Annotated in this window: 4 protein-coding genes; 1 reads left to right on the top strand and 3 read right to left on the bottom strand. The window is 67.3% G+C overall.

Annotated elements, in window-relative coordinates:
• Positions 1–42 precede the first annotated feature (42 nt).
• Entirely contained in the window at positions 43–162 is a 120-nt protein-coding gene (locus AC5JJ6_RS22980; RefSeq protein WP_496044282.1) for a cation transporting ATPase C-terminal domain-containing protein, read from the top strand.
• Positions 163–516: 354 nt separating this feature from the next.
• Here the strand turns inward: AC5JJ6_RS22980 and proA are convergent, their stop codons facing one another.
• The 3 genes from proA to AC5JJ6_RS22965 form a co-directional block, all read right to left on the bottom strand.
• Positions 517–6,879: an anti-phage protein ProA gene (gene proA / locus AC5JJ6_RS22975; protein WP_496044281.1), complete on the bottom strand. Its 6,363-nt coding sequence runs from the start codon at positions 6,877–6,879 to the stop codon at positions 517–519.
• A gap of 410 nt (positions 6,880–7,289) precedes the next feature.
• Entirely contained in the window at positions 7,290–9,404 is a 2,115-nt protein-coding gene (locus tag AC5JJ6_RS22970) for a methyl-accepting chemotaxis protein (protein ID WP_496044280.1), read from the bottom strand.
• A 235-nt stretch (positions 9,405–9,639) separates the two neighbouring features.
• A partial coding sequence (locus AC5JJ6_RS22965; protein WP_496044279.1) for a hybrid sensor histidine kinase/response regulator occupies positions 9,640–11,768 on the bottom strand: 2,129 nt, incomplete at its 5' end.

Raw genomic sequence — 11,768 nt, 5'->3', positions numbered from 1 at the left:
GTCTACGCGACCGGTGCCCACACGGAATTCGGCCTGTTCGGCGTGCCGCTGCCGCTGACCGTCATCCAGATCCTTGCGGTCGATCTTGCCACGGACATGCTGCCGGCCTTGGCGCTGGGCGCTGAACCGGCGCATGGCACCGCCATGACCATGCCGCCCTGAGCGCCACCTTCTGCCGGCTGTTCGGATCCAGTACGATACATGTGGATGACAGCGGAGTGGCCCTGTCACTGTGACCGAAAACCGGAAGCATTTGCGGCACGCTGCCCGTCTGCCGATATCCTGCCGGACCTGAGCCAAGGCTGGTTCGCTGGTGCCCTGCTGGAGTTCCGCCCACTGAGTTAAGTATGACGACTTACCCCGTTGAAGGGCCGCCCGTGCTATGCAATCACCGCCAATGGCGGCGGGGTCAATTTCCGGACGACTGAAAATGTAGGCGTGATCGTCATCGGGGCCATCGCGGATTCTGCGGGGTAGGAACGATCAGATCGGGGTAGATTTTCACCGGACTGGATATCATCTCTCATTTCCAAAATTCGCCAATGCCAGCGCCCGCTCAAGCCGCTCGCGGTTCACGGCGCGGAGCCTCTGGAAGCCGGTTTCCCGCGCCATCGCTGCAACAGCGGCTTCGCCGATAATCCCCATGGCAAGTACTTCGCGGGCAAGCGTGGCCAGTTCCGGCATGGCAATCTCGTCAATGGGCCGCGCTTCCAACCCTGTCGGGCGCCGAAACGCGGGAAAGCCGGTTATGTCGGACTCTGAGGCCCAGATGAACAGGCCGGTCTCCTCCTGGCTCATCGGCAAGCGCCCGCGGACCAGCGTCATGATCCGGTCCCGGATCTTCGGACCGGTGCGTGCCCAGCCATGGGCACGGGCGATGCGCTTGGCCAGCACGTCGTCGCGCACGGGGCCTTCGACGGCAGCCACATGCTCGATCATTGCGATGAGCCGAGCGTCGTAAGCGCTCGCGTAAAAGGCGTCCGCATCGATACCATTCACCACGGAGGCCGGATCGGCCTCGCGGAAATGGTCCTTTCGGGCCTGCGCCGCCGGGCTGTTGCCGGTCGACGGAGCCCTGGCAACCATCAGGTCGGCACCTTGGAACAGATCGTCGGCGGGGCGATGGGTCTCCGTGGGGAAAGGCGGAACCTCGGCCGATGGCCGCCCGGTGCCGTCCGGTGCCGTCTCTTCGTCTTCTCCGTCCTCTCCGGCATCCGCTATTTCCTCCGACGGCATTTCCGGAGCCGCCGCAGCCGCTGCCGCTTCCGCCAGCCTTCGAGCCTCCTCCTCGGCCCTCCGGGCGCGGCTCGCTTCCAGCAGCCCCCGCAGCCGCGTCTCGACCTTCTCCAGCGCGCTATCGTGATCGTGCCACCAGTCCGTGGACCAGATCCGCACGATCTCCCAGCCCAACCCGCGTAGCACCTGCTCGCGCAGCTTGTCGCGGTCGCGCGCCGTGGCGGAGCGGTGATAGGTGGCGCCGTCGCATTCGATACCGGTGAGGTAACGCCCTGGCGCATCCGGATCGACTACCCCCAGGTCGATGCGGAACACCGAGACGCCGACCTGCGGATGGACCTGCCAGCCCCTGGCGGCCAGCGCCCTCGCGACCTCCGCCTCGAACGGGCTGTCGTGCCCGCCGATACTGCCGCGCACGGCCTCGGCAATGGCGCGCGGGCCGCGTTCGGCGAACTCCAGGAAGTGCTTGAGGTCGCGCACGCCCTCTGCCGACGTGCGCGACAGGTCGAACTGCTCGGGCCGCAGGCTGGAGAAGACGCGCAGCCCGTGCCGGGCGCGGGTGATCGCGACGTTCAGACGGCGCTCGCCGCCTGTCTTGTTCATCGGGCCGAAATTCATCGACACCGCGCCGCTGCGGTCGGGGCCGTAGGTAATCGAGAAGTAGATGATGTCCCGTTCGTCGCCCTGGACATTCTCCAGGTTCTTGACGAATACCGGCTCCAGCACATCCTCGGCGAAGAACTGCTCCAGATCCGGCGACTTGCGGCGAGCCTCGTCGAGCAGGTCCTCGATCAGCTTCTGCTGCTCGGAATTGAAGGTGACGACGCCGGCGGTCAGTTTCGAAGCCCGGAAATCCGGGTCCTTGAGCCGTGCCACCAGATCGTCCACCAGGGCTCGGGCCTCCGGCTTGTTGATGCGGGCGCCGCCCTTCTCGTAGACGCCGTCCGCCACGTGATGGAAGCTGACGGCGCGGTCGTCGGTCACCGGCGAGGGGAAGGTGACCAGTCCGCCTTCGTAGTACCGGTGGTTGGAGAATGCGATCAGGCTCTCGTGCCGGCTGCGGTAGTGCCAGGACAAATTGATCACCGGCAGGTTGGCGCCCAGGCATTCGTCGAGGATGCTCTCCAGATCCCCTTCGACATCGGAATCCTCGTCCGAAGCGGCCTCCGCCCGGTCGAAGAAGGCAGTCGGCGGAAGCTGCTTGGGATCGCCGACCATGACCACCTGCCGGCCGCGCGCAATGGCGCCGATGGCGTCCCAGACCGGGATCTGCGATGCTTCGTCGAACACCACGACATCGAACGGCGCCGTATCGGCCGCCAGGAACTGGGCGATCGACAGCGGGCTCATCAGCAGGCAGGGTGCCAGCTTGGCGGTTGCCGTAGGCAGCCGCCCGAGCAACTCGCGCAACGGCATGTGGCTGCGCTGCTTCTGCATCTCCCGGCGTAGCACGCCCCATTCGGAACTGCCGGTGACGCCGTCGGGCGCCGGCAGTTCCGCGCACAGGTTGGCGCGGACATAGGCGCGGGTCAGCTCGGTGAAGCGGTCGTCCAGTGCCCGGAAGTCGGCAATCCGCTTGTCCTGTTCGGCCGACACGAAGGAGCGCAGCACTTCGTCTCCGTCCACCATGGCGTCGAGCCACCACCGGCAATAGCCGGTTTCGAATGCCTCGCGCAGCCGGCCCGGCGCCACCGCGCCGCGCTCGACCGCATCGACCAGCGGCGCCAGACCCCGGGCCATGGCCGCGTTCCGCGTCTTCCGCCACGCGCACCACAGGTTCATCCGGCGTTCCAGCGGGAGAATGCCCCTGCACGTCTCGGTCACGGCGTCAGGGGTCTCCCCGGCGCTCTTGTCGAGGTCGGGCGAGGTCGCCGACGCAAGAGCGGAAAATGCGTCGAGCGCTCGGCCATACGCCGCTTCGGCCCGAAGCAGCGCGTCGGCCGCGCCGGCCACCGGACCATCGCGTCCCAGCAGCGGGTTGCCTTCGCCCAGCAGGCTCTCCAGCGGGCGCTTGATCGCCGCGATCCCCTCCAGCGTCGAGGCCAAACCGGTGATCGCCGTAGTCAAGGCCTGGTGGAAGGTCAAGGCCGCCTCGACAGTATCCAGCCGCGTCTTCAACCCGGCCCAGACGCCGCCGGTTGCGGCGCGCAGATCGTCGAAGCCGGCGACCTCCCGGTCCAGCACGCGCAGGTCCAGCAGCCGACGGTAATCCGCCTTCAGTGCGGCGCCGCACTGTCCCTCGGCGACGGCGGCGAGGCCGTCCTCGTTCCAGGGCGCTCCGGCCAATGACAGCGGCACGACCTCCCGGAAGGCCAGACCCGCCTTTACCGTATTAGGATCGGTGGCGCGCCCGGACCATAGGTATTCGGTCCCGGTCAGACCGGCTGCCAGTGCGTCCAGATCGCGCTCGACATCGCGCAACGCCGACAGGTGTTCGAGATCGCCCGAGACATCGGGTTCTTTTGCGGTGCTGGTGGCAGCGGCGATCAGCGCAGTGACCACTTGCTTGCGCCGGATGCCTTTCATCGGCCACATGGACTGCTCGGCCCGTATCCAGTCGGCCTTGAGGGCATCCAGGTCGAGTGCCGTAGCATCGTCGCGATAGGGCACCGACAGTCTGGCCGCGATCTGGCGATGGAGTGCCAGCAACTCGATCCCCTGTTTCAGCGCTTGGACGGCCGCGTCGTTCAGCGGCGGCGACAACTCGGAGGCCAGGGCTTGCCTTTGGGCTAGAAACTCCAGCCCCTGATTCAGGCGGTCGGCCACCATGCGGAAGTCCGGCCGCAGCACGAACCGCCAGTCCCGCCCGGCGGCGTTCGGCAGGCTGCGCGCGAGCCCTGCCAAGCCGTCGCGGACTCGGCGGGTAAGCGCCATATCCGGTAGGCCTACGCCCTCGCGGAACCGCGCGGCGGCGGAAATCAGCGCGTCCGCCGCACCGGCAAGGCCGCGTACCGCCTCCATCAGCCGATTTTGCCACAGCGGCGACCATTCACCGTGCGCGATGACCGCGAGCGGACTGCCGGTTATGCCGCCAACTTCGCGGGCGTGCAGGTCCAGGGTCTCGACCAATTCCCGAAGCTCGTCCAGGGCATCGACGTCGAGCGCGTCGGCGGAAGGCCAGGACAGGCCCAGGGCGGGCTGGTCGCGCCCTGCCACCACGCGGCCGATCGCGGCATAGGCGCTCAGCCCATTGCGATGCCGGTGGTGCAGGTGCTCGACGAAGACGTTCAGGCGGTCGCGCAGCACCTTCAGCCGTTGCGCCTCCCGTCGCCATTCCTGGGGGTCGATGACGCCGCGCGCCTCCCACGACCGGCGAAGCTGCTCCAGCACGTCAGTCTTGCGCGCCTTGCTCGAATGTAGCTCCAAGCAGAATTCGCCGAGCCCGACATCGCGCAGGCGGCGATAGACCACGTCCAGCGCCGCGATCTTCTCGGAGACGAACAGAACGGTCCTGCGCTCCGCGAGGCACTGGGCGATCAGGTTGGCGATGGTCTGGCTCTTGCCCGTGCCGGGCGGCCCGACCAGGACGAAGTCCTTGCCCTTCGCTCCGGCCATCACCGCCGCGAGCTGTGAGGAATCGGCCGGCAGCGGGCAGAAGGTCTCCTCCGGCCCGTGGCTGGCGTCGAGCTTCCGCACGTCCGGGAAGGCGACCGTGGAAGGGTAGGGGTCGCGCGGCGTGTCGATCAGGTGGCGCACCACCGGGTTCTGCCTCAGCGTGTCGGTCCGCTCGGCCAGATCCTTCCACATCAGGTATTTGGCGAAGGAGAAGGTGGCAAGCACGACATCCTCGGCTACTTCCCAGCCCTTGATGTCCTTCACCGCCTGGGCGACCGCCTTCCAGATTCCGGCGACATCAATGCCGTGGGCGTCGCTGGGCAGCGCACCTTCGACGGCGGGGATGCCAAGGTGGAAGTCCTGTCGCAGCATTTGCAGCAAGGTCGGGTTGAACCGGGGTTCGTCGTCGTGCACCACCAGTGTGAAGCCCGACCGGACGCTCTTGCGCTTGAGCGTCACCGGCAGCAGGATCAGCGGCGCGCGGAACCGTTTGTCGTCACGGGCGTCGCGCGTCCAGGACAGGAAGCCCAGCGCCAGGAACAGCGTATTGGCGCCACCCTCCTGAAGGGCGGTGCGGGCGGACCGGTACAACTCGGTCAAACGCGCATCCAGTTCGTCGGCGCCGATACCGGTCAGAACCTCGCTGCGTTGCAGAGCGTCGAGCGCATGGGCGCGATGCAGGTCCTCATGGGTGCGGCCCTCGTGGATCGCTTGGCTGCGCGGGTCGCCGCCGTCCATTAGCTCGGGCCTGGGCCGCAGCCTGAGCGCCTTGCCGTCCGACAGCAGATCCTCCAGTAGTCCCGGATCGGCAGCGTCCAGCCTGATGGCGCGCTTGCCGGCCTTGAAGTTGAGCAGGGCGTTGCGCGATGATAGGTCCAGAAGCTTTCGCTGCCAGCGTTCCAGCCGGTCCTGCGGCGTCGCCGGTTCGGCATCGTCCGCCACGACGACGGGAGCGTCGGCCAGACCGGGCGGCGCCTCGTCGAAAGCCGGCGGGGCGGGATCGGACGGCGCCGCTTCGGCCGTCGCGGCCGGAGCTTCCGTACCGGCCAACGGCCGGATGCGCTGGATACGGGCGCGCCGGATGTCCACGGCAAGCTGGAATTCGTGCTCCCGCGACTCGGCGATCTGTCTGACGCCATGTTCGATGGCAGTGCCGAAGGATGGGCAGGGCCGCTGCGTCACCAGCGTCGTTTCGAACAGGATCAGTTCCTTGAGCTGCACTCGCTTGCGCAGCGCCGTGATGTCGTCGACCAGCGGCGTGGTGAACTCCTCGGCGGTCAGCCAGACGCCGGCGAAGGCATGACCCTGCGTGAACACGACCAGGGGATTGAGGCCGCAATGTTCTAGAGCCGCGCACAGTAGCAGTGTGGAATCGAGACAGGTGGCAAGACCGGACTCCAGGATCTGCGACGGTCCACGGACCTTCTGGCCGGCCTGCTCGAAGCTGGGCGGCGGCAGAGCGTAGTCCAGCCCCAGGGCGCCGACGGCGGCCCATAGCGCGGATGCCATCTCCCAAACCCGCTTCGGTCCGCCCGCAGTGCCGTCGAGAGCGCCGCTCTTGCCGTGCCGGCGCAAGATCTCGGCGGTCTGTTTCAGCAGGCGCTCGACCGCCGGATCGTTGGGCTGGACGAAGGCGGCGACCATCTCCGGCATGTGCCCGATGCCGCCCCACTGATTGCGTGCCAGCAGTTCGATCGGCACGGCGAGGCGGGCGACCGGTTCGCCGGCTGATGTGGCGACCAGATGCGCCGTCGCCGTCTCCGCCTCCGTCAGGCGGCCCAGCAAAGCGCCGTCCAAGGCGATATCGAGCTTCGGCAGGCGATAATGCTGCCCCGCCCCAACGCTGTCGATCCGCCACGTCTTCGGCGTCAGGAACGGCGGTTCGCTGGACAATGTCAGATCGACGCCGCCGAGCGCATCCGCGCCGTCGTTGATCAGCGTCAGCTCGCGCAGCACGGGCACGGCGTTCTGGTGGAAAGCGAGGCTTAGGCGCGGCGCTATTGTCGCTTCGATGCGAACTGCCGGCGCGCTGCCCGCATCCGAGGGTTCCTTGTCCATATCCACGGCCGTAATTTCCGCACCGGTCATGACGAGCGCCGCTCCAACGTTGACAGTTGCGCCGGAGAGTAACTTGGGCGCGATGGCGAAAGCATATCACACACGTTTTCCGAGATGTGACGGCTTCTTGCCGCAGCGCGTCGCCAGAGGTGGGCCGATAGGATCAATCTTCCGGCATCGGCCGGTTCTCGCATGTCGCCTGCCAGGGCAGTTCACCGAGATATTGACGCCATGGCAAAGGTGTGTATCCGGTCTGCCTGCGTTTCGGTGACTGTTCCGTGAAGTGGACCGAGGCGGACGATCATCCAAGGCATGCTTCACACCGCTCATCGTTCTAGATGCGCGTTCCCGCAAGCCCCCTTCATGACGGTGGAGGGCAGGGGCGGCTGGATTCTTCAGCCCCCTCCACCCGGTGACGGGCCGGTACTCCGGCCCTCCGGTCATGCGGCCCGGATACGATTGAAGAAGCGGTCGATCTCCTTGTCCAGCACGGCGGCTTCGCGGCGCAGGTCCTCGGCAGCGGCATTGACCTCGTCGGCGGCTCCGCCGGTCCGGTTGGCATCCTCCGTTACGCCCAGGATGTTGGAGGAAACCTCCTGAGTGCCGCGGGCGGCTTCGTTGGTGTTGCGGGTGATTTCGCGCGTTGCCGAAGCCTGCTGTTCCACCGCCGAGGCGATCGCCGCCGAGGTCTGGTCGATCTCCTCGACCGTCGCGGCGATGCCGACGATCGCGTCCACGGTCAGCCGGGTGGAGGACTGGATCGCGGCGATCTGGCTCGAGATTTCCTCGGTCGCCTTCGCGGTCTGGCCGGCCAGGTTCTTCACTTCGTGCGCGACGATCGTGAAGCCCTTTCCGGCTTCGCCGGCACGGGCCGCCTCGATCGTGGCGTTCAGCGCCAGCAGGTTGGTCTGGTTGGCGATCTGCTGGATCAACCCGACCACGGCGCCGATCCGCTGTGCCGCATCGTCCAGGGCGCGTACCGTCTCGCCGGTCTGCTGCGCTTCGGACACGGCGCTGCGGGCACGGCCGGCGGCATGGGTGACCTGACGCCCGATCTCCGCGATCGAGGCGGCCAGCTCTTCGGTCGCGGCTGCGACGGTCTGGACGTTGGCGGAGGTCTCCTCGGAGGCGCCCGCGACCACGGTAGCCCGCGATTTGGACGAGTCCGCGACGCTCGTCAGATTTTCCGACGCTGCGTTCATCCGCTCCGCCGATGCGCCGAAGTTTTCGAGGACGCGCGCGACGGTCGAGCCGAACTCCGCGACGGCGGTCTCCATCTCGCGGTGGCGCGTTTCCTTGCGGACCTGCTCCTCCTGCTGCTCGCGCTGAAGCCGAAGGGTCTCCCCGGCGTTGTTCTTGAAGGTGCCCAGCGCACCGGCCAGACGTCCGATCTCGTCGCCTCGTCCGGTATAGGGGATCTCGCCCGACAGGTCGCCCTGGGCGACGCGCAGCATCGCCCCGGTGATGCCGTCGATCGGCCGCAGGACCCGCCTGCGGATGACTGCCAGAGCGCCGCCCCCGATCGCAACAGCCAGCACCAGCAAGCCGGCTTGCAGTGTCAGGTTTCTCGAAGCCTCGGACGACTTCACGTCCGCGTGCTGGACGATGGCGTCCAATGCCGCCTCGCAAACCGCGACCAGGCTGTTGGTTCCGGCGTCGATCGCCTTGCTGAACTCCGCTGCCCCGACCGGCGCATCCTTGCCGGCGGCGACGGCCTGAAGGATCTCGTCGCTCAGCTTGACGGTGGTGCCGAAATGGACGGACTGCGCAGCGTCGGCGGCGGTCACGAGCGGCTTCGGCATGCCGGGACGTCCGACTATCTCCCGAACCAGTTTCCAGCCGGCATCGGTCTTACCGCGCAGCTCCGCGATCTTGGCGCGGTTCTCGACCGAGATGGCTTTGTCCTTGATGATGGCAGCAACCGGGTACTTCTCCAGGCCGGCGGCATCGCGGGCCAGATAGGCCGCGTCCTTGACCGCGACTTGAACGGCGGTGAAGGCGTCGACGTCGCCGAGCCGCGCCGTCAGTCTTCCGGAAATCAGTTCCAGCTGGTCGACCAGGGCCGTGATGGTGGCATTCGCCTCCTTCGCGATCCCGTCGCGGCGCGCCGGCAACGGCTGGCGCAGGGCCTTGTCGATTTCCGGGCGCAACGCCACCAGCCGGTCGCTCCGCGCCTTGAGTTCCGCCATCTCGGCTGCATCGGCGCAGTCGTTGCCGCCGCAGGCCGCGATCAGCGATTCCAGCGCGGGACCCGATTTGGATCGGAGGACTTCCAGACCGGCAACGGCGGCTGCCGGGGCGGCATCCTGGGCTTCCAGCGGAAGGCGGGTGCTGCCGCGCTCGATCCTGACGTTCTGGAGTGCCGTGAAGACATCGCGGCCGGCATGCGCCAACTCGCCCGCCCGCTCAGCGGATCGGACGGCTCCGAAGGCGCCGATCAGAGTCGAGCCGGTAATGCCGACCAGGATGAGGCAGAGCGTGGCGACGATCAGGTTGAGCGACGTTCCGATACCGGGAGAGCTGAAACGCCGCGGCGCGGACGGGATGGATGGCATGGTAAATCCTTGATTGCGCTTCTTATCGGGGCGGGGCCAATCGGTTCAGTGGGGCGGCCAAGTGCGTGCCATCGTCGGCAAATCAAGTTAATTCGACGCTAACGTGTTGATAGACCTTGGATATATGCCGTTGGTCCGGGCTGCTTGTGCCCAGTGCGGCGACGACCGTCCGATCCGTCCGTGCATTTGCCCGGCCATAAGCCGCTGCCGACGAAAACCCTCCTGGGACATGTCCTCAGGCCACCGCGGCCGGAAATCGTGCCCGCACCGCAGCGAGAGCCGCCGGACCCGCCGTGTCCACCGTCCGCGCCAGATCGACGGCCCGTTCGGCGCTTCCCTCCCGGCAGGCGGTCTCGAGTTTGCGGGCCAGTTCGGAAACCCGGAACGCGCCCATGTTGCCCGCCGTCGAGGTGAGGTCGTGAGCTTCCCGCCGCAGACCATCCAGGTCGCCGGAGTCCGCCAAGTGCCGGATGCGGTCCAGGCGCGCCTCGGCGTTCTCCAGGAAACATGCCACGAGTTCGTCGAAGTCGGCCTGGGGCACCGTACCTTCCAGCCCGGCAAGTCCCTCGGGATCGAATACCGCGGCGGCGCCGTCCTCCAGGGAGGCCTCCCTGAGCTTCGCTCCGCCGCCGGCCCAGCAGGCGACGGTGGCGAGGAAGCGTGCCCGGTCGAAGGGCTTGGCGACGATATCGTCCATGCCGGCCGCCAGATACTCCTCCTGCATGCCCGCCATGACGTTGGCCGTCATCGCGATCACCGGCACCCGGCCGGCATCCCCTGCCAGGGCGCGGATACGCCGGGTCGCTTCCAGGCCGTCCATAACAGGCATCTGGACGTCCATCAACACCAGATCGAAACCTCCGGGAGCCGCTGCAGCCACGCCGGCGGCGCCATCCTCGGCTATCTCGACTTCGTAGCCTTCGACCGCCAGGGTCATCGACGCCACGCGCTGATTGATCCGGTTGTCCTCGACCAGCAGGATTCTGCAGCCCTGCCCACGCCGTGCGGCCGGTGCTGCAGCCTGCTCGGGTGCGGTTTCCGGCGTCGTCGTGCTGTACAGGCGCGCCAGGCAGTCAAGCAGGGCCTGCCGGCGGAACGGCTTGACCAGCAGGGCGTCGAAGCGAAAGCCTGGGTCGGAACCCTTGTCCAAGCCGCCCGCCGATGACAGCAGCACCAGCTTGGCCTCGGCAAAGCGCGGGTTGGGCCGGATCCAGGCCAGCAGTTCCTCGCCGGACATGCCGGGCATCAGGTGGTCGATCAGCACCAGGTCGTGCGGCGTTCCCTCATCCCAGGCGCGGTTGAGCTCGGACAGCGCCTCCATGCCGTTCGCCGCGGTATCCACGGTGAGTTCAAGCCCCTCGAGCTGGTGGCGCAGGATGCGCCGGTTCAGGTCAAGATCGTCCACCACCAGCACCCGCAGCCCGCTGGCCTGCGTCGGCAGCGTTGCCGCGCTGACTGCCGGCATTTCGGCCTTGGGCAGTGGGAATTCGATGCTGAAGGTCGTGCCGCGCCTCGGCTCGCTGTGCACGTCGATCGATCCGTCCATCAGCGCTACGAGATCGCGGCAGATCGCAAGACCCAGGCCGGTGCCGCCGAAGCGGCGGGTGATCGAGGCATCGGCCTGCGAGAACTTCTGGAACAGGCGCATGCATTGAGCCTGACTCATGCCGATTCCGGTATCGGACACCTCGATGCGAAGCGCGGCCATACCGTCCCGGGCGCCGGCATTGCGAACCTCTACCCCGACGCTGCCGGTCTCGGTGAACTTGACGGCGTTGCCGACCAGGTTGAGCAGGATCTGGCGGATCCGGGTCGGGTCGCCACGGTACGCGCCGGCCGCTTCCGCATCGATCAGGCTGCCCAGTTCTATCCCCTTCTCCCGCGCCTTCGGCACCAGCAGGGCGGTCACGCTTTCGACGAGGTCGACAAGGTCGAAGTCGATCAGCTCCAGGTCGACCTTGCCGGCCTCGAGCTTGGAAACGTCCAGGATGTCGTTGATCAAGCCGAGCAGCGCGTCGGCGCTCTCCTTGATCGCCTCGGCACAGGACCGCTGGTCCGGCTCGAGCGAGGAGTCGAGAAGCAGCGCCGTCATGCCGAGAACGCCGTTCATGGGTGTCCGGATCTCGTGGCTCATGTTGGCCAGGAAGTCGGACTTGGCGCGATTGGCCGCCTCTGCCGCCAGCTTCGCCGCGTCGAGATCCTCCGCCAGCTCGGCCAGGTGCGCCGCCTGCTCTTCCAGGCGCTCGTTCGCAAAGCGGGCTTCGGCAAGCGCGCGGTTGCGTTCCGTCAGATCGGCCAGCGCGCCGACGAACATGACACCCTCGGGGGTTTGGAACTCGCCGAGGGAGAGCTCGACCGGCAGGG

Source organism: Skermanella sp., assembly GCF_059503625.1.
Note: the sequence above shows the minus strand (reverse complement) of the source record. Positions and strands in the feature narration are given on the sequence as shown.